Below are 22,938 nucleotides of genomic sequence, written 5' to 3'. Positions count from 1 at the left end.
ATGGTAAATAAAGCGGATGCCATTGAGATAATTTCATATGCAGACAATAACGGGATTGATATTTGGCTCGACGGCGGTTGGGGAGTTGATGCGCTATTAGAAACAGAAACAAGAGCGCACAATGATATCGATTTATTTGTGGAAAAAATCAATAGAAGAAAATTTATAGATATAATAAAAGAAAAAGGCTTTTCTGAAATTGAAGAAGCATATACAACTACTTCTCACACGGTTTGGAAAGACGCTAAAGACAGGATAATTGATCTTCATATATTTGAGTTTAACGAAAAAGGATACCTTATTTTTGAGGGAGAAACATATCCCTCAAGTGTATTCAGCGGTATTGGGAAAATAGGTGATAAAGTGGTAAAGTGTATTGGTGCCGAAGATCAAGTTTTATTTCACCTGGGATATGAGCATGATGAAAATGATGTTCATGATGTAAGACTTTTGTGCGAGAGGTTTAATATTCCTATTCCGAATGAATACAAGTAACTGAGCAAATGAGAACGTATTTAGTTACGTGTAAATGGTTAATACTACCAATAAGGGAGATGACCATTTATGCAAGACTTACAAGACAAAACTATCAAGGAACTAGCCAAGGATTGCCGTACTGTAGATGATGTACAAGAGATGCTTAAAGGCTTGTTTAAAGACACCCTCCAGCAGATATTCGAAGCTGAGATTGAAGAGCATCTTGGGTATAAGAAACACAGCGTTGATGGCAATAATACCGGTAACAGTCGTAACGGCTATAACAAGAAAACTATCCAAACCAAGTTTGGTAAAACGGATATAGAAATACCCCGAGATCGAAACGGTGAATTTGAGCCGCGAATTATCGGCAAATATGAAAAGACCTCTAATCAGCTTGAAGACCAGATTATAGCTATGTATGCTAAGGGTATGTCCACCCGTGATATTGAGGACCATATGCGTGACATTTACGGTATTGATGTATCAGCTACTATGGTCAGCAAAATAACAGATAAAATATTACCTATGGTGACTGAATGGCAGTCCCGAACGCTTGATCGTGTTTACCCTATTGTTTTTCTGGATGCGATTCATTTCAAGGTTCGTAAAGATAGTAGGGTAATAAACAAAGCAGCCTACAGTGTGTTAGGCATTAATATGGCCGGCCAAAAAGAAATACTTGGTATCTGGATCGGCGAAAACGAAAGTGCCAGTTTTTGGCTTGGCGTGTGTAATGAACTCAAAAACAGAGGTGTAGAAGACATACTAATCGCCTGTAAAGACGGGCTTTCCGGATTTTCTGAGGCCATTAACACGGTTTTTCCCAAGACTGAAATTCAGCTTTGTATCATACACCAAATACGTAATTCATTAAAGTATGTATCATACAAAGAACAAAAAGAGTTGATGGCTGATCTTAAGCAAGTATACCAGGCGTTAACCCTTGATGAAGCAGAGTTAGCCTTTGAAATATTCAAAGAAAACTGGGAGAAAAAACATCCCATCATAATTCGTTCCTGGGAGAAAAACTGGCTTGAACTCACAGCCTATTTTAAATACCCATACGAAATTCGCAAAATGATTTATACAACCAATATCATCGAGGGTTACCACAGGCAACTACGCAAAGTGACCAAGACTAAAACTGCATACCCTACCGATGATGCCTTGAAAAAAATCATCTACCTGGCTACTGTCGAAGCAGCTAAGAAATGGACCATGCCGGTCAGGGAGTGGAATAGCTGTATCTCACAGCTTGCCATATACTTTGGTGATAGGTTACAGTTAGAGTTAGCCATATAAAAAGAATGAGTTTATCGCTTTGGTTCTCCTCAAGGATAGCAGGTAAAGGATAAGGGGCAACCCGTAAGGCTACCCCCGCTATCCCCGGCAGAACCCCGTCAGGCGCTCAGGTCGGTCTCCACCGTTGCCTTATCCTCCTGGCGGGAAAGAGCCATTAATAGCCTAACCGGTTATTAGCAGGATCAAACCATTTACACGTAAGATTTCACATTCCCGAACTTCCTGCTCTGCACGGCATTCGAAGAAAGACGTAGGTGCATAAAAAACGGCCGCACAATTTCGAAGTTTGGCTAATTTCCACATCTTTTTCAAGTTACAAATTGTAAAAATATGCTTGGACTGTCTATGAAAAAATTACATTTCATATGGCAGTCCTATATATTACCCGAACTGCAACGCGGCTATGCCTGAATTGGAATTGCGCTTTACGGCGTTTAAGCACACTTGGTGCAAATACTAAATATTCATTGGATTTACGGCCTGTTTTGACCTTGAAGTCCAAAGCTGCTCTTGTCAGGATGATTGCCCAATGAGAGAGTGGGGGTTATAGACGGAGCTTTGCCGAACAGATGGAAATGAGAATCGCCAGTATTTTCATTGTATATGCAGATTGATTCCCCTGCAACCTTCCTGCGAAAGGATATGTTTTAATCGGCGACTATCGTGTTGATTATTGGCCAGAGTTGCATGGATCAGCTTATAGCCGATGTCGCCGAGATTCCTGATGTTCAGAGAGGGGTCTTTTTATATACAGAATGAAACAAACGTTTTTACTTAATTTTACAAATTTTGCTTGCGGATGTTATAATATATGTAATGTACTAGTGGAGGTTTTTGATAATGAATAGCTCAGAAATTATTAAAGAACTAAGAAGTTATTTAAATATTAGCCAAGAAGATTTAGCTCGTGAGTTTTGTCATACGAACTAAGCCGTCAGTGTTGTTGCTCATCGCTTCCTCGCGTACTTTGTCGACGTTGGGCTGCAATCGGACTTCCGAATTGAACCGACCCTTATAGTCGTCGATAATGCTGTTTGCTGTGCCACTAATCATCAGTGCGATGACGGTCACGACGATAACGGGAAAATCATGTGCCGATGAGTATGTTTCGACCTTTGTTCCGCAGGACGTTGCGGAACCCGTTTTCTAAGATATACATAGGCTGTTCGCTCCTTTTTTTAGTTTAATCATAAAAATGGCCCCCTTACTTTGTAATATACACCAAGTATAAGAGGGCAATCTAACGCGTATCAAACTATAATGTAAACATTTTGTGGATCGCTTCGCTTTACCGTGCGGAATTAATATCAACCCAAAACAGTACGCCACCGCCGGTGTTCTCAATTGCGAACGGGAAACCTTGTAGCTGAAGTGCCTTTTGAGCAATAGTTAGCCCCAAACCACTGCGTCCGCTACCTGCCGTACGCGCTGCATCGGCACGATAAAACGGCTCATAGAGCCCGGATAGTGCTTCTGTCGGAATGTGTGCGTCGCCGTTCCAAACAGAAAGCCGAACACTTCCAACTCGCTCCGTTGCCCAAACCCGGATTTCCGAGTTTTCGGGCGAGTTTTGCGCCGCATTGAGGATTACATTGGACAGAGTCTTGGCAAACAGCCCGGTATCAAGTGTACAAGAGATGTCCTTGCCGATTTCAACAGTCAATTGTTGCCCTTTTGCCTCAATAATGGGAATTAGCGGAGGCAGGACATGGTTTACGCAATCCCTTAGGTTTACTACCGCTTGCTCCCGTTTGTTGATATCGCCGAGCTTTACTATCTCAAGTATCTCCGACACAAGTCGGGTCTGCTCTTTAGTCAGTTTCAGACACTCGCGCAGATACGCCGGATATTCCTCCGGAGCAATAACATCTCCCAGCAAACCCTCCAAAATTGCGCTTGTTGCAGCTATCGGTGTTTTCAGTTCGTGGGAAGCGGCAGAAAAGAAATATCGTTGCTTTTCTTCAATCTCCTTAACGTGTTCCATCTCAGTTTCGAGTTTGCGAATAGTGGATTTCAGCTCGACGTACATCGAATAAACATCTTCAGCAAGCTGACCGATTTCGTCACTGCGCGGGAGCGGCGGCGCAACGTCGCGTAACTGTGCCATACTGCGCGCATCCGCCGCGATACGCCGTACCGGGCTGGCGATGAGCCAGGCGAATAAGGCAGCGGTTAAAAAGCTCAACACGAGAATCAGCCCGAAGGTCCACGCCGCTTTAGTAAGTATTTCACCGTAAACTGTTCTGCCCGTAAATGGCGTGATAATGGATAGCTTTACGCCGTTCTCTGCTGACAGAAACACTATACACTCCGGAATGCCGCCTGTGGGGCCGGTGGCATTCCCATTGACGATTATGTCGTTTTTTCGGATAATGAGCTTTCCCGAGGCAGAAAATTTTTTGTCAAAATCCGGCGGTATCTCAAAACCTGACGGCATTTCAAAATCCTCCGTTTGAAATAAAATCTCCCCGTCTGCACTCTGAAAACGAAACTTAAACGAGCGGTTTTCTGCGTGGAACTTCCGCGCAAACTCGGTGATTTCCTCATTGGTTTTCCCCTTCAACTGCGTCATCAAGGGCAGGAAGTCCTCCGCGGCTTGCTTTTGTTGGGTCAAGGTGACGGCGGCTTTGATCTGGGTGGAAAAAAACGCGAACATACCGCTGATGACAATTAGCAAAATCAGCATTGTGTAAAGTAACACTTTGCCGAATATACCGAAAAATCTTTTTTTACTCTTTATTGTTATTTGCCTCCAAGTAATAACCTACGCCCTTGACTGTGCGGATTAGCTTCTCCGGAAGTTTATCCCGCAGTTTTTTTATACTGGCATGAATAATGCCCTCGTTACCCTCGAAATCATATCCCCAAATGCGGGTCAGAAACGTTTCGTGGGGAACGATTTTCCCAGCATTTCGTACGAATAGCTCTAGAATTTCAAACTCTTTTGGTGTAAGTAAGATTTTCTCGCCGTCATATTCCGCGCCGTAGGTTTCCGGGTACAAAATCAGCTTGCCCGCTTGAATTTCCTTTTTCAGAACGCCGCTACGCCGCAGAAGTGCCTCCGTCCGCTTAACGAGAATCGACATTGAGAACGGCTTGGTCACATAATCATCCGTTTGTCCCTCGAAAGCGCGTAGCTGATTGTCATCATCCGACAGCGCGGTCATCATTAGCACCGGGGTGTCGTGAATTTTTCGCAGTTCGCGAAGCAATTCCTGCCCGTTTATACCGGGTAACATAATGTCTAGTATTATAAGGTCATATTTATTTTCATAAAAACGCTCAAGCGCCAACTTGCCATCAATGCAGGCATCGACAAGCCAGCCCTCTTTGCGGAGAAATTTGCAAACCATATCTTGCAAACGTGCGTCGTCCTCAACGACTAGAATTTGTATGCTCACAGTAATCACCTCCGACTACATTATAATATGCGAATCTAACTTTAATCTAATTTATGATATTAATATAAGCAATAATTTGCTTTAAAACAAGTGTCATAACATAATCTCAGGACAGCATCGAATTTTTTGGCAAAAGTTAGATTGGAGTTAGATTGGCCTGGTAGAATAAGGTCACAAAAAAATTGTTACTATCCAGGCTTAGGAGGTTTAACTATGAAAAAAACAGTTGTTAGTGGTCTGCTGGTCGCTACCATTGCATTAACCACGCTTGCTGGCTGTGGTACTAAAACGGTGACAGACTACAAAAAAATTATGGATAGCGATGTATCAGGCGAGATAACAGTTTCTTGTTACGACAGCACAATATACAAAAGCTATTTAGAGAAAGCGGCAAATCTATTTGAAGAAAAATATCCCGGTACAAAGGTTAATGTAGAGAGCGCAGGTGCTATGCCCGAAGTGAAAACCCAGCAGGATGGCGGTAAAACTTTGGTGGTTGTAACAGCCGGCGGCAATGACCAACAAGCGAAAGACGATTATGTCAGCAGGGTAAACACAGAAATTATGAGCGGCGGCGGAGCAGACATTCTTGCTATGGATGTTTTGCCCTATTATAAATATGCCGATAATGGTCAACTCGAAGATTTGAACAACTTCATACAAAACGACCCCGACTACAATAAAGCCGATTACACGGAAAATATTTTAGATGCCACTGCCTACAAAGGCGGACAGTATATTTTCCCAATGGATTATACCTTTAACTATCTCACTTATGATAGTTCGCTGATGGCTGACTTCCCGGCTCAGGATAAACTTACCTATCAAGATGTGATCAATGCCGCAAAGGATGGGTCTGCAAGCACGGGGAACAAAATTTTCGGCCAAAGTGCGTACTCTGTTCAAAAAGGAACCAGTTTCTTTGAAAAAGCATATTCACTAGACTATACAGATTTTGTAGACATTATCAATAAAAAGGTGGATTTCACGGGCGGCGAGTTTGCGGGATTGCTGGAAACCGTTAAGAGCTATGCAGACAGCGGTTGGATTAACCCTGCAAATGTGACAGCGGCGGAGACGTCCCGTGAAATGAGTTTGGATAAATTCGCAACGGACAATGCAGAAAAATACTATGCCAAGTTTAACTCCAGTCTTAATCTGGTTAATCAATTTACACGAAATTTAGGCACAAAAACCAACGTTATCCGACTAGCCGGCAGCGGCGGCAGTTCGGAAAATGACGAAATAGCGGGGTTGGTATCAAATGATAAAGATGAGGTTCATTTCTCATACGCTCAAAGCTATGGCATAAATTCAAATTCAAAGAATAAACGCACAGCATGGGAGTTTGTAAAATTTTTAGCAAGTGACGAAATGCAGTCAAGTGGCTTGGGTTCTCCAGATAGTATCCCAATAAACAACAATGCAAAGGGAAAAATAGCATCTATGCTTATAACCGGTGAGGCGATGCAAAAGCGTGCGGCAGCAAGTGGACTTGCAGGCAATGGGCAAGAAGTATCGAAAGAATTGACGCCCGAGCAGCAGCAGGCATTGGGTAATTACATGGAAACGCTGGATAAGTTCACAAAGTTGTTGAACAAATATGATGTTCACGATGAAAAAATAGACAATATGGTAATAACGGAGGTAAAAAACTTCTTCACGGGCGAAAAAACAGCCGATGAGGTTGCAAAAACGCTTCAAAGCAAAGTGGAGTTATATTTAAACGAATAGAGGTGAATAAGGGCTTATGAAGAAAGTCAAAGACCAAGCAATATGGTTTATACTTCCGAGCGCGATAGGCTTTATAATCTTCTTCATCTTCCCCTTTATTATCTCACTGGGTTACGCATTTTTGGATAAGCCGGTAGGCGGGCAGTTCGTATGGTTTCAAAATTTTATAGGTTTATTCCAAAACTCTTCCTACCAGAAGGCGCTCCGAAACACGGCGATTTTTATGGGGCTCTGTGTACCACTAAATATACTATGTTCGCTTGGAATCAGTATGGTGATAAAGAATGTAAAACGATATAAGCAGTTATTCACGCTCGTATTCCTTATCCCGCTTGTGATACCCTCGGGGTCGATGGTGTTCTTTTGGAAAATGATGTTTGCAAACGATGGCTTTATAAATGGGATAATAGTGAATTTGGGTGGATCGGCAATACATTGGCTGGAAACGGGCTGGGCGTTATTCGTTATAGTTCTGATTTTTATATGGAAGAATCTGGGATACAATATCGTGTTATTGATTGCCGGAATAAGTTCCATACCTAAAGATTATTACGAAGCGGCAAGCATGGACGGCGCGAGCAAGTGGCAGAGTTTTAAGTTTATTACACTCCCTTATCTCGTGCCCACGTTCGTGCTTACCACATTGATGTCTGTCATTAACTCGTTTAAGGTGTTTAAGGAAATATATTTAATTACCGGCGACTATCCGCATGAGAGCATTTATATGTTGCAGCATTTTATGAACAATATGTTCAGTTCGCTAAATTATCAGAAACTCACCACGGCAACGACAGTTCTGGTGATAGGGATAACGTTGATAACTATGGGGTTATTTAAGATAGAGCGGAGGGTTGCCGAATGAGGAAGAACTATGCAATTTTAATAGTTTTAAGCGTTATATTTATTCTGCCTCTGCTTATAACGATTACCAATTCGTTTATGAGTGAAGCGGAAATCTGGCTGAACTATACCACAAAGTTATCAACTTTTGATCTAGTAGGGGGCATCACACAAAAATTTGTTAAATTCGTGTTGATTCCGGCAAGTGTTACACTTAGCCAATATATAGCTGTTTTATTTGAACAGCCTACATTTATAGTTTTGCTCATGAACTCGATAAAAATCACTTTGCCAGTTGTGTTAGGCAATACGGCGGTATCTCTGCTTTGTGCATATGCCTTCACAATTTGGAAGTGGAAACACAAAGAGAAATTTTTTTTCGTTTATATAATTGTAATGCTGATGCCGCTCCAAGCTGTTTTAGTTCCCAATTATATAATTGCGGATTGGATGAATATAAAAACGAGTTACCTTGCTATCATACTTCCCGGGATTTTTTCTCCCTTTGGAGTTTTCTTGCTTAGGCAGAGCATGAAAGCGATACCCAAAGAATACTTCGAGGCGGCAAAAATTGATGGAGCCAGCGATTGGTATATATTCCTTCACATCGTCCTGCCCCAGATGAAATCTGGTATCGCCGCACTTAGTATGCTGGTCTTCATCGAATATTGGAATTTGGTTGAACAAGTTATTGTCTTTATCAAAGACTATTATAAGGAACCCCTTTCGGTGTTTTTGTCAAGAATTGCTGATGGACAAATAGGATTAATTTTTGCTGCAAGTTGTGTGTTTATGTTTCTGCCACTGTGGTTTTTAGCAATGGGGCAGCGGAATCTAGAAAAAGGCATAGAACTTTCGGGAGTAAAATAAATGAGCAAATATCTAAACATTAAAGCAATAGGAATAACAATTTTGGCAATTTTAGTGTTGTGTTTGTTTTTGTCAAAAACAATATATTCATTTAACATGCCACAAATCACAGCAACTATCCCTTTTAACGGGAAACTAAACAAAACGGAAACTGCTAATGGTATTGCAAATTGGGCAGAAAAAGAGTCCGTTTGTATAGAAGTTGCGGGAAAAGTTGAGGAAGTGCTAGTTAAGGAAGGCGAAACTGTTTACAAAGGGCAGGAGCTTGTGCGTCTATCTGTTAATAATGATGAAATGAATAAAATCAAAGAATTGAAAATTGCCCGCGCCAAACTAGAGCTTGATATTGAAACTATAAATATAAAAATCGAAAAAGCCAAAGCAGACATGACAGCATTGGAAACAGAACAGGCATACGAGATAAAAAAAGCACAAGACAATTACGACCGCATCAACAGTTTGTATCAAGCAGGCGCAATAGCGCAGGTGGAATGGGAAACGGCGGAATATAATTTAAAATCCACAATAGACAAGTATAACAAGCAAGTGGCGGATTTGAAAAACCTGATGCTGACATACAATCAAGACATTAAAGGCAAGCAATTAGACCTCAAAAACAATGACGTTCAGCTTGCGCGATATAATGACATTCTATCAACCAACGGGAGCATCAAAGCAGAAACCGCTGGAATAGTAGGCGAAATTGCCATTAGCAAAGGGGATATTGTCACAGCAAACCAGTCTGTTATGACGATAGGTATAGGTGAAAAATTCACGATAGAATGCAGTATACCCCTTGAAAACAGTTTTGTAGCGGTTGGCGACACTTGCGAACTCACTAACTCCACCCACTCTTTTGAGGGGACAGTTGACAGAATTGTTGCAGATGAAAAAACAAAGGCGGTTAGTATCACTGTTAGCGACGGGAATATCACGCCTAACGAGAGCTTTTCCATAACATTCTCCAAAGAGGGTGAACAAATAGAAAAACTTGTGCCCAACGGAGCAATTCAGCAGGATAGCTCGGGTTACTTCCTTTACAAAATCAGCCGTAGGAAAGGTGTATTGGGCGATGAGTATTATACTGAAAAATTGCCGATATACATTGGCGATTCAGACAACACGAACACAGTTATATTAAATGATATAGGCTTTTTTGAGCCAGTAGTTCTGTCGAGCAATAAGCCTTTTAGTGAGGGGGATACGATAGTTCTTAAAAACGGTGGTGATTTCTTTGCCGAGGATTAACCTGGCTGTAATCGCCTTAACTATTTGCGGGGCAGCGTTGATAGCCCTGCTTGTTTTAGGGATGGCTGCGCAAGGGAACGAGAATTTGTTTTTCGCTTGCCCGCAGGTGAATGAAGCTGTTTCGATTGAAAAAGCTGATGAAACAGAAGCTAAATTAACATACGAAATAGTCGATACAGTTCGGGTTAAGGCTGCCGTCAACATTGATGCTAGACAAATCGGAACGAACCATTTTTATAATGACATTATGGGTTACGCAATGACGAGTGGCAGCTTTTTTACGCTGAATGCTCAGCAAGAAAAACGCAAAGTAGCTGTGTTAAATGAAACATTAGCTATGGAAAGTTTTGGAACTTTTGACATCGCTGGTAACCAAATTAGCCTGAACAATGAAATGTATGTCATTGTAGGGGTTATCAAGGATAATAAAGAGGAAACCGCAGTTTATGTTCCAGCGATTTTGACCAATACGAGTATATCCAATTTTATAGAAGTTATCGAAACGGAGGAGGAAACGCTTGCGAATTTGAAGAGTTTAGGAGTTAGTCAGAATAGTTTTTATTTAGCTAATTTAGGCGAGTTTGCAAAAGTTATTAAATCAAAATTCGCACTTGCATGGTGGCTTATAGCATTAGTGGTTTCATGTTTTCTATCGATAAAAGGTGTAAAAGTTATCGGGGAATCAGTGCGTAAAGTCAAAAGACTATACAAAGAAGAATATTTGGGCGAAGTTATAAAATCGTGTGAAGTGCAAAAAATCATGCTATTTGCGATTGGTGCTTTAATGGGAATTGGTATAGGAATTTATGCAATGCTACAATCAGCGCAAATATTCCTAAGTTGGAGTAAATATGCCAATGCGCTAGAAGGCATATCGACATTAGCATTTGGTGGAAAAATCAGTGCTTTACAGAAACTTTCGCTATATTCAGATTCAGCTTTTGCATTTTTTATTGGAGGTGTTGGTATTGGCATCATTGGAGCTTTCAGGCATAAACAAAACGTATGATAACGGGTTTGTTGCCGTTCGTGATTTTAATTTAGCAATACAAGACAAAGAGTTCGTTGTTTTTGTTGGGCCATCTGGTTGTGGAAAATCCACAACACTCCGCATGATAGCGGGGTTGGAGAGCATAAGTGCAGGAGAGCTTTATATCGGTGATGAAAAGATGAACGATGTGCCATCTGCAGATCGCGACATCGCAATGGTTTTTCAAAGTTACGCCTTATATCCCCATATGACGGTTTACGACAACATAGCTTTTGGATTACACTTGCGCAAAGTGCCTAAAGCAGAAATACGAAAAAAAGTCTTTGAAGTCAGTAGAATTTTGGAGCTTGAAGAGCTATTAGAACGAAAACCCAAAGCACTTTCGGGAGGGCAAAAACAACGTGTAGCAATGGGGCGAGCTATCGTGCGCGAACCCAAAGTTTTTCTTATGGATGAACCTCTTTCTAATTTGGATGCTAAACTCCGTGTGCAAATGCGGGCTGAAATTGCAAAATTGCATAAGCGTCTGCAAGCAACATTTATATATGTTACGCATGACCAAACCGAAGCTATGACCTTGGGTGATAGAATTGTCGTTATGAAAGATGGCGTTATAATGCAAGCGGACACTCCAGAGAACTTGTATAATAGCCCTGCCAATATGTTTGTTGCAGGGTTTATCGGTACACCAGCTATGAGTTTTATTGATGTTGAAATCCAAGGAAACACCCTAAAATGGGGTGATTGTGAGATTGTTGCGCCTATTTTGAATGTTAATGCACGGGTTGCTGTTTTGGGCGTGCGTTGTGAGGATGTTCATATTACAAATAACATGAACCAGAATTATGCAACGGTGGAAGCAGTCGAAATGCACGGCGCAGATTCTTTTGTCACTCTTAATTGCGGACAACAAATGCTGCTTGCTCGAATGGATAGTTCAAGAGCTAAAAACATATCTGGGCAAGTGCCTGTTTATATAGACATAAATAAAATCCATTTATTTGATAAAGAGAATGGAAAGGCCATTGGCTTAACAAAAGGTGAATAAACTTTTTGAGCTTTTTGAGAGTTGCGTGTACGCGGCGACAGCGGGGCTTGTAAGAAACGAGGGGCTACCGGCGATTTTGCCGACTTGGGCGGTGGCAGCGAAACGATGGCGATGGGCAAGCAAAAGCAGGCTCCAATCGATGGAAAAAACGGCTTATCAAGGAGGTGAATGATTCTGAGATACCCCTCTGCCAAGGGGATACCAGATTGATACGACATCATTTTTGTCTACTCAAGGCATGTTGAGAGTAAAACACTTTGCATCAGGTGATAGTGTGATACTATAATAATGTGTATAATGTGCAAATGCAAAAAGATGTGACATGGAATTATTCATAAACAACCGAATAAATTAGAACTTTACAAGGGGTATAGCAACCATGAACGATACATTGATTGTTTATTATTCGCTTCTCCATAACACAAAGAATTTAGCATTAGAAATAGCAAAACAGACAGGTGGTACTTTAAGAGAATTAATTCCGGAGAACAATTATTCCTTTGACTATAATACTGCTGCTAAAGAAGTAAGAAATCAAATTACTCGAGGATTTTGTCCTAAGCTAATATTTGGAAACGAGTCAATTGATGAATACCGGACAATATTTATAGGTACACCTAACTGGTTTAAAACAATAGCCCCGCCAGTGTTGAGCTTCCTTAGACAACATGATTTTGCGGACAAAACAGTAATTCCCTTTTGCACTCATGGCGGCGGTGGATTTTGCCAAATTGAAAATGATATAGCTAAAGAATGTTCTAAATCCAGAATTCTGCCTGGCATTGCTGTAAACGGTGCTATTATACCGGAAGAGGTCACAAATTGGCTTGAGGCAATTTGTGACTTATAAAAATCAATAAATCAAAGGCTTCTTAATGCCTTTATTTTTTATATAACCCCAACACAATTTTATAAAGCTGCCGTCAGGCAGAAGCACATGAGGCTATGTTTTTCTTTTTATGAGAAGCATAGCCTCTTTTTTTATTGCCTGATGTAGCGAAAAAGAATGGAGGAAATTTTTCACACATATGCATGTGAAACCCATTGAGCAAAATAACATTTTTTCACTTCTTGGGAACAAGTCCATAAAGGCTCTATATGATAGTTGTGTGGTCAGGTTGGATGTTGGTATAATTACGTGTCGTGATTAAAGCGATAAATCGGAATTCATAGGAGTTTGAGCATGAAAAACATTTTTTTGATTGGCGGGACAATGGGAGTAGGAAAAACGTGATAAGAACGAGTACGATTGGAGGTATTATTACATAAAATATGAGCAATTCCGACCAGGGAGCTATGGAAAGTATTCAAACAGCAAATACGCTGAAGCTCGTTACTTATTCTCGGTTATGCAAACCCAGTCAAAATGGTCTGAAAACACTTATATGCCGTATCTCAAAATAGCCGATGAGGCGCATCTGTCCAGAGATAGTATGGGGCAGAAGTTAAAATATGAGAATGCATATATTGAATGTGAAAATGCAACCTATTTGATTAAAAAAAATGTTACAGGGGAAGAACTTGAGAGGATTTCTATTAATCAGAATGAAGATGGGATCGATACTGAAGACCGTATCATGAAGTTGAAGGATTATCTTGTTTCCAATCATGATATCCTTCAAAGTGTGTGAGTAAAAATTCAGGAGGACTGCAGACTGTAAGAAAATACAAGCATATTTTGCAGGAAAAGAATGCTGGGCTTGCTTTGAGAATTATAATACTATAGATGCCTTCGGAGATGCCTATGAGTTCTTAATGGGTATGTATGCCTCCAATGCCGGAAAAAGCGGTGGCGAGTATTATACGCCACAGGAGGTTTCCGAGCTGCTTACTCACCTAACGCTAGTAGGAAGAACTGAAGTCAATAAGGAATATGATATGTATATGCAGGGATTGATACAATTTAATTATTCCTCCGCTTGCCTATCTCTTGCAGGGTAAGTAGGGGTCTTGCAGGGTATGAATCAATATCAGGATCGTGATTGCTATAGTTCCGGGAAACAAAATATAAGAAATGAGGAAAGACGATGAAAAAAATGATTGCATACTGCGGTTTGGATTGTGAAAAATGTGATGCGTACATAGCGACGATAAATAACGATGACGCGTTAAGAGAAACGACGGCAAAACGTTGGGCGGAACTGAACAATGCACCAATCACGGCAGAAATGATTAATTGTATGGGTTGCCGCATAGACGGAGTGAAAACACCGTTTTGTGACAGTATGTGCGAAGTTAGAAAATGTGCTCTCAGAAAAGCTGTTGAAACCTGCGGCGATTGCGGTGAAATAGGATCATGTAAAATCGTCGCTGAAATTTTGAACAACTGCGAAGAGGCCAGAGACAATCTCACTAAGAAATAATCGAAATCTGAAACAAATGAGCCACAAGAGCAAACAACTGACTCAGATGAATATTTCAGTCAAAAAGCCTTGACTGACTGAAACCCTTTGTTAAAAGATAATAACTAAAGCTGTAAACAGGTCAGGCTTTAATTACCGCTTTTCAAAAAAGAAATAACGAATTTTATGGAGGTAACGAACGTGAAGAAAATAATCATCTTTCTGATATGTGTGGTAATGATTTTTAGCTTGAGTGCATGTGGTGGGAATGGTAAGAATGTCAATGTGGAAGATGTAAAATCAGCGATTTATACATCTGATGATATTAAGTCCGCTATTGAAACTATCAAAAAAGAGTTTGATAAAGATTGGAAGGGCTGTACATTAAAAGAAATCTATTATGCTGGTGACGAGACTTCCAAGGATTATCAAGATTGGGCAGATAGAAATGATGCGGATGAAGTCATAGTTTTATTGTCTTCTTTTGATGTAGACGGATCAGGTGGAGACGGTTCTTTAAATCCAAATAGCACATACGACAATTGGATGTGGATTTTGGTAAGAACAGATGGCGGTAAATGGAAACATGTTGACCATGGGTATTAATCGGAATATCGTTTTGCTCGAAGAAGCGAAATAGCCTACTTAGGAGAAACAATAGATTAGATGTCGGGCTTTTGGGCGGTGCTTGAAAAAGCCTGAAAAATAAGGCGTTTTCGCTGTTATTGGACTTGTTCCCTAAATAACCTAACTATCACAAGTAGAGAAAATTTGTTTGATGTCTAAAAAGTAAAGTCCAAAAAGCTTTGAAAATACTGAATTTCATAAATGTAAATAAATCTGTCAACCCAGCTTGAGCCCTTGATGCGTGTTCTTGGGAACATACGAGGGTATTTTTTTTGGGTAAAATTTGAGCCTGAAATTAGTGAGGGTTGAGGAAATAGAATGGATGTTGTTTTGTTACATCCAGCTATTAAATTACCTGAAAAATTGAATTATTAATAAAACATATTATTTATGAAGTTATATTGCTATAATTAAACATATTTATGTTATGTTGGCAAGGTTTAAAAATGGCGGAACAACTGCTTGTTAGCTATAAAAAGACTCTGGAAGTTATTGATTGATCGCGATATGAAGACTAACAAGTAGCCGTAGGTATAAGTACATCGTCCATATCAAAGCTTTCAAAAATGAAAACGTCGGCATGGATGTTCTAATAAAAGTATGTCCGGCACTTAATGTTAATTTTGAAGACATAATGGAATTAGTGCCGGATGCGGCTGGAGAAAGGAAGTAGTGACTTGGAAAACAACACAAAAGAACAGGAACGGGCGGAATTACACCGCACGATATGGAATATGGCCAATGATCTGAGGGGCAGCGTAGATGGGTGGGACTTTAAACAATATGTCCTCGGTATGCTGTTTTACCGCTACATATCTGAAAATATTACAGCCTTCATTAATGCCGGGGAATGGGAAGCCGGTAATACTGAATTCGATTATGCCAAGCTGCCCGACGAGGTGGCGGAACAGGCACGAGAGGATTTGGTTAAGACAAAAGGCTTCTTCATTTTACCCAGCGAGCTTTTTGGAAATGTCCGGACTCGTGCCAAGGACGACGAAAATTTAAATGAAACGCTGGAGCAGATCTTTAGCAACATAGAAGCATCCGCCCAGGGAACGGAAAGCGAAGATAATTTCAAAGGCTTGTTTGACGATATCGATGTTAACAGCAATAAGTTGGGCAATACTGTAGCAAAGCGCAATGAAAAGCTGGTCAAACTACTGAATACCGTTGCAGAAATGAAACTGGGCAATGGCGATTACAAAGATAATACCATAGATGCCTTCGGAGATGCCTATGAGTTCTTGATGGGTATGTATGCCTCCAATGCCGGGAAAAGCGGTGGTGAGTATTATACGCCACAGGAGGTTTCTGAGATGCTTACTCACCTAACGCTAGTAGGAAGAACTGAAGTCAATAAGGTATATGACCCTGCTTGCGGTTCCGGCTCTCTGCTACTGAAGTTTGCCAAAATTTTAGGAAAAGAAAATGTACGCCAGGGATTTTTCGGCCAGGAAATCAACATCACCACCTACAACCTGTGCCGCATCAATATGTTCCTGCACGATATTGATTATGACAAGTTTGATATTGCCCTTGGTGACACGCTAACAGACCCGCTGCACTGGGATGATGAGCCTTTTGAAGCCATTGTTTCCAATCCGCCTTACTCCATAAAATGGAAGGGCGACAGCGACCCGATTTTAATTAACGATCCCCGTTTTTCCCCGGCGGGAGTGCTGGCTCCTAAATCCAAGGCAGACCTTGCCTTTATCATGCATAGCCTTTCCTGGCTGGCGACAAACGGGACAGCGGCTATTGTTTGTTTCCCCGGCGTGATGTACCGCGGCGGCGCTGAAAAGAAAATCAGGCAGTACCTGATTGACAACAACTATATCGACTGTATCATTCAATTGCCGGACAACCTGTTTTATGGTACCAGCATTGCTACCTGCATTATGGTGCTGAAAAAGTCTAAACCAGAAAACAGCACTCTGTTCATCGACGCGTCAAAGGAATTTGTCAAGGTTACGAATAACAACAAGCTGACCCAGGAAAACATTGCGACCATTCTTAACGCATTTAAAGACAGGAAAGATATAAAGCATTTTTCAAGGCTTGTGCCAAACAGCGAAATTGCTGAACAAGATTACAACCTGTCTGTTTCTACCTATGTGGAACAGGAGGACACCAGGGAGAAGATTGATATTGTCGCCCTCAATGCTGAGATTGAGAAAATTGTGGCGAGAGAGCAGGTTTTACGGGAAGAAATAGGTAAGATTATTGCGGAAATAGAGGTGGGCAAATGAGCAGATTGGATGAATTGATTGCTGAATTTTGCCCAAATGGGGTAGAGTTTGTTCCCATTGGGGATTGTGTTGAAAAAGTAACGAACATAAAGTGGAGTGAAAGTAAGTACGAAAGTTTTCAGTATGTTGATTTGACATCCGTTGATAGGAATACTCACCAGATAACGGAAACCCAGACCATTAATGTTGATAATGCTCCAAGCAGAGCACAACAAATTATTCAAACAGGAGATGTGCTTTTGGGTGCAACAAGACCAATGTTGAAAAGGTACTGTCTTGTAAATGATGATTACAATGGTCAAATTTGCAGTACAGGCTTTTGCGTTTTAAGAGCAAATGCAAGTATTGTACTTCAAAAATGGATTTACCATCAAATTGCTTCTACATCGTTTTTCACTCATGTTGAGCGATATCAAAAAGGAGCAAGTTATCCTGCAATCTCTGATACTGATGTTAAAAGATACGAAATCCCTCTTCCTCCACTACCTGTTCAGCAGGAAATTGTCCGCATTCTGGACAATTTCACGGAGCTTACAGCAGAGCTGACAGCAGAACTTACGGCAGAGCTTACAGCAAGAAGAAAACAGTATGAGTATTACAGGGATTTGTTGATGACGTTTGGTGATAACCCTGCGGTCAAATGGATGACATTGGGGGAAGTTGGGCCTGTTTGCATGTGTAAGCGTATTATGAAAGCAGAAACAAGTCCAGTGGGTGATGTTCCATTCTTTAAAATAGGTACCTTTGAAAAAGAACCAGATGCTTTTATTTCACAGGAAAAATATGATGAATATCGAAAAGCATATTCTTTCCCTAAAAAAGGCGATATTCTTATATCTGCCGCTGGAACAATCGGAAGAACAGTTATTTATGATGGAAAACCTGCTTATTACCAAGACTCTAATATTGTATGGATTGATAATGATGAAAGTAAAGTATTAAATAAATATCTTTATTATTGTTATGCAATGAAGCCTTGGTCAGTATCTACTGGCGGAACTATAGCAAGGTTATATAACGATAATATAAGCAGGGCTAAAATCCCTGTTCCTCCCCTCAAAGAACAACAACGCATTGTCGCCATCCTCGACCGCTTTGACGCCCTGTGTAACGACCTGACCAGCGGCCTGCCCGCCGAAATCGAAGCGCGGCATAAGCAATATGAATATTACAGGGATAAGCTACTAACCTTCAAGGAGTTGTCGGCATGAGTATATACAACATAGTTGCCAGCACCGACGAAGCTACGGTTGTGGCCGAATATGCAGCTGAATATAATGTCCGCCCTGAAAAGTATCAGAGCGAGGCCGAGCTTGAACACGAGTTTATCCGCCAGATGACTTCGCAAGGGTATGAATACCTGGCAATTCACAATGAAGCTGCATTGATAGCCAATCTCCGGAAGCAACTTGAGCTTCTCAACGACTTCACCTTTACGGATAGTGAATGGGACACGTTTTTTACAGAATGCATCGCCAATACCAACGAGGGGATTGTCGAAAAGACCCGTAAAATCCAGGATGACTATATCCAGATATTAAAACGGGATGGCGGAACGACGAAAAACATTTATCTTTTGGATAAGAGGAATATCCACAACAACCGCCTGCAGGTGATTAATCAATACGAAGAAGCCGGCGGTAAGCATGAAACCCGGTATGATGTGACGATACTTGTCAATGGGCTTCCCCTTGTCCATGTGGAGCTAAAGCGGCGGGGCGTTGCCATCCGTGAAGCCTTCAATCAGATTAACCGCTACCAGCGGGACAGCTTTTGGGCGGCTTCTGGCTTATTTGAGTATGTGCAAATTTTTGTCATCTCCAATGGTACCCATACAAAGTATTACAGCAACACCACAAGAAACGCTCATATCAAGGAACAAAGCAGCAATGAGCGCCGCAGGAGTAAAAAAACAAGCAACAGTTTTGAGTTCACCAGCTTTTGGGCGGATGCCAGCAACAAAATCATTCCTGACCTTATGGACTTCACCAAAACATTTTTTGCCAAGCATACACTTTTAAATATTCTGACTAAGTACTGTGTCTTCACATCCGAGGAACTGCTCCTTGTTATGCGTCCCTATCAAATCGCTGCTGCGGAACGCATATTGTCCCGTATTGTCATATCAACCAACTACAAAAAGATGGGTACAACCGCCGCGGGAGGATATATCTGGCACACAACAGGCTCCGGGAAGACCTTGACCAGCTTTAAAACAGCCCAGCTGGCTTCTGCCTTGCCTTACATAGACAAGGTATTGTTTGTCGTTGACCGTAAAGACCTGGATTACCAGACCATGAAGGAATACGACCGCTTTGAAAAGGGGGCTGCCAATGGAAATACATCGACAAGGGTTCTGCAAAGACAATTGGAAGACAGGGACGGAAAAGGAAACCCTCATGAATACAAAATCATTGTAACCACGATACAAAAGCTGGATATATTTATCCGTAAAAATAAACAGCATGATATTTATAAGAAACACGTGGTACTAATTTTTGACGAGTGCCACCGTTCCCAGTTTGGCGCTATGCACCAGGCCATCACGAAGAGTTTTAAGCATTACCATCTTTTCGGTTTTACTGGAACACCGATTTTTGCTGCCAATGCCGGTTCAGGAGGTAACCCGCTGCTCCGTACAACCGAGCAGGCCTTTGGAGAAAGACTGCATACTTATACCATTGTGGATGCCATTAATGACGGGAATGTGCTACCTTTCAGAATAGATTTTATCAATACCATCAAGATGCCTGACCACATTAATGATAAGCAAGTCTATAGCATCGACCGGGAAAAAGCCCTGGCGGATCCACAGCGAATCAGAGAAATTGTTGCTTACGTTCTTGAACATTTCGACCAAAAGACAAAGCGTAGCAGTTTTTATACATTCTCTGCCAAATGGGAAGAAGCAGATAAGCATAACCCAATGAAAATGATAGAAAAGCGTGAAACAAGACGTGTTGCCGGTTTTAACTCCATATTTACCGCCGCCTCTATCCCAATGGCAATTAGGTACTATAATGAATTTAAGAAGCAGATAGCGGAAAAGAACCGTAACCTTACCATCGCAACCATTTTCAGTTTTAGTGCCAATGAGGAAGAGCCTGATGGACTGTTGCCTGAAGAGGACTTTAATATGGAAAACCTCGACCGGAGCTCCAGGGACTTTCTTGAAGCAGCGATCCGGGATTACAATGCAACATTTAACACCAATTATGACACTTCCTCGGACAAGTTCCAGAATTACTATATAGACCTCTCCCTTCGCGTAAAGAACCGGGAGATTGACTTGTTGATTGTGGTCAATATGTTTCTCACAGGCTTTGATGCCACAACTCTCAACACATTATGGGTAGACAAAAACCTGAGGCAGCATGGACTGATTCAGGCCTTTTCAAGAACCAACCGTATCCTAAACAGCGTCAAGACCTATGGGAATATTGTTTGCTTCAGGGATTTAAAAGAAGAAACAGACAAAGCCATTGCTCTTTTTGGCAATAAGGATGCAGGCGGTATTGTACTGCTTAAAACATTTGAAGAATACTATATGGGATATGACGAAAAAGGCGAGTACAAGCCGGGCTACGAAGAACTGATTGCTACTCTTACCACGCGGTATCCCCTCGGCCGACCTATTGTTGGGGAAGAAACGGAAAAAGACTTTATCCGGCTATATGGAGCAATTCTTCGGCTCAGAAATATCCTTACCTCCTTCGATGACTTTGCAGGGAATGAAATTCTGTCTGAAAGGGATTTTCAGGATTATCAGAGCATTTATATCGACCTGTACCAGGAATATAGAAAAGGCGCCGCTGGTGACAAGGAAACCATCAATGATGACATAATTTTTGAGATTGAATTGATCCGGCAGATAGAGGTAAATATTGACTATATTTTAATGCTTGTGGCCAAATATCAAGAATCAAACTGCAAGGATAAAACGATTCTCACAACCATCGATAAAGCCATTAATTCAAGCATTGAACTCCGCAGCAAGAAAGAGCTTATCGAGCGTTTTATTGAGCAAGTCAATGTATCGACAAAGATAGATGAGGACTGGCGCAAATTCCTGGACGAGCGCAGGGAAGAAGATATTTCAGCGATTATTAAAGAAGAAAAATTAAAGCCTGAAGAAACCCGTCGTTTCATCGACAATGCTTTCCGAGACGGTATGCTGAAAACAACAGGTACTGCCGTCGATAAAATCATGCCCCCCGTATCCCGCTTTGGCGGTGGCAGGGCTGTGAAAAAGCAGGGAATTATTGAAAAGCTAATGAAATTCTTTGAGAAGTATTTTGGATTGGTGTAATGGTGCAAAAAATCTACCTAATAAATTATCAATGTACTGTGGTGCAACAGGGGATGTGAAAACTAATGGCCTGGCTGGTGGTATGCATACCGTAAAGATTGAGCATAAAGGAACTATGGCTACTCTTTAAACCAATAGGGATAATGACCACGCCGCTGCTTTTCGGTTAGCAGCCCTAAGATAAAAAAACCGGGCATATGTAAGAACCAATGGAAAGGAATAGCTTAAGAGCAGGACGAAATTTATACATACAGTCACAGGCGTTAATAAATGATAGCTTGGGTCATGGTTAAATGAAATGATATAATATAAAAAATGTGGAGTGTCTGCGATTGGCTGAATATGATTTAATCTTAAAGGCCCTGGCCGAGCAATACCCGGAACATTTTGTAACCATAGCCAGAGGGCCGGGTGCGGAAGTAGAGAAGATTGAGCGCCTGGAAAAGGAAGCCGTGGCCACCCAGCGCACATCAGATATTTTGCTGAAAGTCACTGAGAGCGGCTATGAATATGTATTATTAATTGAAATACAAACCAGGCCTGACAGAAATATACCCTTAAGGCTGCTTGAATACACGGCCATGCACCATAGGACATATAAGAGGCCGGTTTACCCGGTACTGATAAATTTAACCGGCCGGGGCCACAGGGAAGAATGTTATACATATGAATGCCTGGACATAACTGTAATAAATTTTAACTACCGGCAATTCAACTTAAGTGAAATGGATGGACGGGATTTTATACACACAGCTCCGGTTGGGCTGCTGCCCCTGGTGCCTTTAATGCGGCATTCCGATCCACCACAGGAGGTTCTCGAAGCGTGTTCAAGGCGATTTGAGAGAGAAGTAGCATCTGAACAGGACCGCGCCAACCTTTTTCTGGGCCTGGCTGTAATGAGCTCCCTTAAGTTGTCCAAAGAAATTATTTTAAAGGTAATCGAGGTGAGTAAAATGGAAAACTCTCCGCTGTTTGATGGCATTCGTGAGCATTGGGAAGCTAAAGGGGAAGCTAAAGGTAAAGCTAAAGGTAAAATAGAAGGTCAGATTGACGGTATTATTTTCGCTATTACAAAGACCTTAGAAAAAAATACCGGTATAAAAATAGACAAGTTTTTGGAGACAAGGTTACGAAAAATTAATGATGACGGTTTGATTAAAAAGTTGTTTTATGTGGCAATTGAGGCGGAAAGTTTAGAACAGTTTACCAATGCTCTGGAAATAGTGGAGCAAGAAAGGGCTGGTTGTTGAGACCGGGAGCACAAGGGGACGGTTCTTTTGTGTCAACGAGAAAACATGGTAGAGTTTAAAAAAAGGGGTTCGTGAATAAATGCCCTGTAAGTCGAGAATAAAGAGTGTAACAGGGCTCTACCATGTATAGACTGATCCCTTTAGCTGGTAATTGATAAAGCAAAGGCACTTCTCTTATTATATAACGAGTGCCTTTAAAACATCTTGATGCATCCGATTATCTAATTGTCAAACACCCTGGTAG

At 41.3% G+C, this 22,938-nt stretch carries 20 protein-coding genes and 1 pseudogene; 19 read left to right on the top strand and 2 right to left on the bottom strand.

The features are described from left to right. Together SPSYN_RS05280 and SPSYN_RS05275 are read left to right on the top strand one after the other, a co-directional pair. Positions 1–495: a nucleotidyltransferase domain-containing protein gene (locus SPSYN_RS05280; RefSeq protein WP_161821470.1), complete on the top strand. Its 495-nt coding sequence runs from the start codon at positions 1–3 to the stop codon at positions 493–495. Between the two features lie 69 nt (positions 496–564). Continuing rightward, complete coding sequence (locus tag SPSYN_RS05275) at positions 565–1,782, top strand: IS256 family transposase (protein WP_161821469.1); 1,218 nt, start codon at positions 565–567, stop codon at positions 1,780–1,782. A gap of 1,288 nt (positions 1,783–3,070) precedes the next feature. Here SPSYN_RS05275 and SPSYN_RS05270 read toward each other — a convergent pair. Then, positions 3,071–4,468, bottom strand: coding sequence for a sensor histidine kinase (locus SPSYN_RS05270; protein ID WP_161821468.1), 1,398 nt, complete (start codon positions 4,466–4,468; stop codon positions 3,071–3,073). 43 nt (positions 4,469–4,511) lie between these two features. After that, the gene (locus SPSYN_RS05265) at positions 4,512–5,183 is read right to left on the bottom strand and encodes a response regulator transcription factor (RefSeq protein WP_161821467.1); all 672 of its coding nucleotides are present in this window, start codon (positions 5,181–5,183) and stop codon (positions 4,512–4,514) included. Positions 5,184–5,396: 213 nt separating this feature from the next. Between SPSYN_RS05265 and SPSYN_RS05260 the strand changes: the two genes are divergently transcribed. From SPSYN_RS05260 to SPSYN_RS05180, 17 genes and pseudogenes are all read left to right on the top strand, one after another. Further along, positions 5,397–6,917 carry an ABC transporter substrate-binding protein gene (locus SPSYN_RS05260; RefSeq protein WP_161821466.1) on the top strand — a complete coding sequence of 507 codons (1,521 nt, stop codon included), beginning with the start codon at positions 5,397–5,399 and terminating at the stop codon, positions 6,915–6,917. A gap of 16 nt (positions 6,918–6,933) precedes the next feature. Then, positions 6,934–7,779, top strand: coding sequence for a carbohydrate ABC transporter permease (locus SPSYN_RS05255; RefSeq protein ID WP_161821465.1), 846 nt, complete (start codon positions 6,934–6,936; stop codon positions 7,777–7,779). Further along, positions 7,776–8,627 (top strand): carbohydrate ABC transporter permease, encoded by an 852-nt coding sequence (locus SPSYN_RS05250; RefSeq protein WP_161821464.1) that lies wholly within the window; start codon positions 7,776–7,778, stop codon positions 8,625–8,627. Before SPSYN_RS05255 ends, SPSYN_RS05250 begins: the two co-directional genes overlap by 4 nt. Then, the gene (locus SPSYN_RS05245; protein ID WP_161821463.1) at positions 8,628–9,875 is read left to right on the top strand and encodes an HlyD family secretion protein; all 1,248 of its coding nucleotides are present in this window, start codon (positions 8,628–8,630) and stop codon (positions 9,873–9,875) included. Then, positions 9,862–10,884 (top strand): ABC transporter permease, encoded by a 1,023-nt coding sequence (locus tag SPSYN_RS05240; RefSeq protein ID WP_161821462.1) that lies wholly within the window; start codon positions 9,862–9,864, stop codon positions 10,882–10,884. Before SPSYN_RS05245 ends, SPSYN_RS05240 begins: the two co-directional genes overlap by 14 nt. Continuing rightward, positions 10,844–11,914, top strand: coding sequence for an ABC transporter ATP-binding protein (locus SPSYN_RS05235; RefSeq protein ID WP_161821461.1), 1,071 nt, complete (start codon positions 10,844–10,846; stop codon positions 11,912–11,914). Before SPSYN_RS05240 ends, SPSYN_RS05235 begins: the two co-directional genes overlap by 41 nt. Positions 11,915–11,935: 21 nt before the next feature. Continuing rightward, positions 11,936–12,082 carry a hypothetical protein gene (locus tag SPSYN_RS05230; protein WP_161821460.1) on the top strand — a complete coding sequence of 49 codons (147 nt, stop codon included), beginning with the start codon at positions 11,936–11,938 and terminating at the stop codon, positions 12,080–12,082. 211 nt (positions 12,083–12,293) lie between these two features. Then, positions 12,294–12,764: a flavodoxin gene (locus SPSYN_RS05225; protein ID WP_161821459.1), complete on the top strand. Its 471-nt coding sequence runs from the start codon at positions 12,294–12,296 to the stop codon at positions 12,762–12,764. 535 nt (positions 12,765–13,299) lie between these two features. Continuing rightward, positions 13,300–13,545: a hypothetical protein gene (locus SPSYN_RS05220; protein ID WP_161821458.1), complete on the top strand. Its 246-nt coding sequence runs from the start codon at positions 13,300–13,302 to the stop codon at positions 13,543–13,545. An 85-nt stretch (positions 13,546–13,630) separates the two neighbouring features. Next, positions 13,631–13,792: pseudogene (locus SPSYN_RS05215) on the top strand (N-6 DNA methylase); the annotation flags it as partial. 158 nt (positions 13,793–13,950) lie between these two features. Continuing rightward, a complete protein-coding gene (locus tag SPSYN_RS05210; protein ID WP_341478852.1) occupies positions 13,951–14,277 on the top strand; it encodes a DUF3795 domain-containing protein in 327 nt (108 codons plus the stop codon). 180 nt (positions 14,278–14,457) lie between these two features. Further along, entirely contained in the window at positions 14,458–14,862 is a 405-nt protein-coding gene (locus tag SPSYN_RS05205) for an LptM family lipoprotein (protein WP_161821456.1), read from the top strand. A 601-nt stretch (positions 14,863–15,463) separates the two neighbouring features. After that, positions 15,464–15,556 carry a helix-turn-helix domain-containing protein gene (locus SPSYN_RS16435; RefSeq protein ID WP_423828281.1) on the top strand — a complete coding sequence of 31 codons (93 nt, stop codon included), beginning with the start codon at positions 15,464–15,466 and terminating at the stop codon, positions 15,554–15,556. Positions 15,557–15,560: 4 nt separating this feature from the next. Beyond that, the gene (locus SPSYN_RS05195) at positions 15,561–17,135 is read left to right on the top strand and encodes a type I restriction-modification system subunit M (RefSeq protein WP_202623736.1); all 1,575 of its coding nucleotides are present in this window, start codon (positions 15,561–15,563) and stop codon (positions 17,133–17,135) included. Positions 17,136–17,140: 5 nt separating this feature from the next. Further along, positions 17,141–18,346: a restriction endonuclease subunit S gene (locus tag SPSYN_RS05190; RefSeq protein ID WP_161821454.1), complete on the top strand. Its 1,206-nt coding sequence runs from the start codon at positions 17,141–17,143 to the stop codon at positions 18,344–18,346. Further along, the gene (locus SPSYN_RS05185) at positions 18,343–21,444 is read left to right on the top strand and encodes a type I restriction endonuclease subunit R (RefSeq protein ID WP_161821453.1); all 3,102 of its coding nucleotides are present in this window, start codon (positions 18,343–18,345) and stop codon (positions 21,442–21,444) included. Before SPSYN_RS05190 ends, SPSYN_RS05185 begins: the two co-directional genes overlap by 4 nt. A 332-nt stretch (positions 21,445–21,776) precedes the next feature. Then, positions 21,777–22,694 carry an RpnC/YadD family protein gene (locus SPSYN_RS05180; RefSeq protein ID WP_161821452.1) on the top strand — a complete coding sequence of 306 codons (918 nt, stop codon included), beginning with the start codon at positions 21,777–21,779 and terminating at the stop codon, positions 22,692–22,694. The last annotated feature ends 244 nt before the right edge of the window (positions 22,695–22,938 follow it).

Source organism: Sporotomaculum syntrophicum (assembly GCF_009932395.1).
GTDB classification, from domain to species: Bacteria; Bacillota; Desulfotomaculia; order Desulfotomaculales; family Desulfallaceae; genus Sporotomaculum; species Sporotomaculum syntrophicum.
Note: the sequence above shows the minus strand (reverse complement) of the source record. Positions and strands in the feature narration are given on the sequence as shown.

Excerpts from the sequence above, each read along its gene's own strand:
- SPSYN_RS05185 (WP_161821453.1), top strand. The coding sequence starts at position 18,343 with ATGAGTATATACAACATAGTTGCCAGCACCGACGAAGCTACGGTTGTG.
- SPSYN_RS05280 (WP_161821470.1), top strand. The coding sequence starts at position 1 with ATGGTAAATAAAGCGGATGCCATTGAGATAATTTCATATGCAGACAAT.
- SPSYN_RS05225 (WP_161821459.1), top strand. The coding sequence starts at position 12,294 with ATGAACGATACATTGATTGTTTATTATTCGCTTCTCCATAACACAAAG.
- SPSYN_RS05275 (WP_161821469.1), top strand. The coding sequence starts at position 565 with ATGCAAGACTTACAAGACAAAACTATCAAGGAACTAGCCAAGGATTGC.
- SPSYN_RS05220 (WP_161821458.1), top strand. The coding sequence starts at position 13,300 with ATGCCGTATCTCAAAATAGCCGATGAGGCGCATCTGTCCAGAGATAGT.
- SPSYN_RS16435 (WP_423828281.1), top strand. The coding sequence starts at position 15,464 with ATGGATGTTCTAATAAAAGTATGTCCGGCACTTAATGTTAATTTTGAA.
- SPSYN_RS05255 (WP_161821465.1), top strand. The coding sequence starts at position 6,934 with ATGAAGAAAGTCAAAGACCAAGCAATATGGTTTATACTTCCGAGCGCG.
- SPSYN_RS05210 (WP_341478852.1), top strand. The coding sequence starts at position 13,951 with ATGATTGCATACTGCGGTTTGGATTGTGAAAAATGTGATGCGTACATA.
- SPSYN_RS05270 (WP_161821468.1), bottom strand. The coding sequence starts at position 4,468 with ATGCTGATTTTGCTAATTGTCATCAGCGGTATGTTCGCGTTTTTTTCC.
- SPSYN_RS05245 (WP_161821463.1), top strand. The coding sequence starts at position 8,628 with ATGAGCAAATATCTAAACATTAAAGCAATAGGAATAACAATTTTGGCA.
- SPSYN_RS05260 (WP_161821466.1), top strand. The coding sequence starts at position 5,397 with ATGAAAAAAACAGTTGTTAGTGGTCTGCTGGTCGCTACCATTGCATTA.
- SPSYN_RS05250 (WP_161821464.1), top strand. The coding sequence starts at position 7,776 with ATGAGGAAGAACTATGCAATTTTAATAGTTTTAAGCGTTATATTTATT.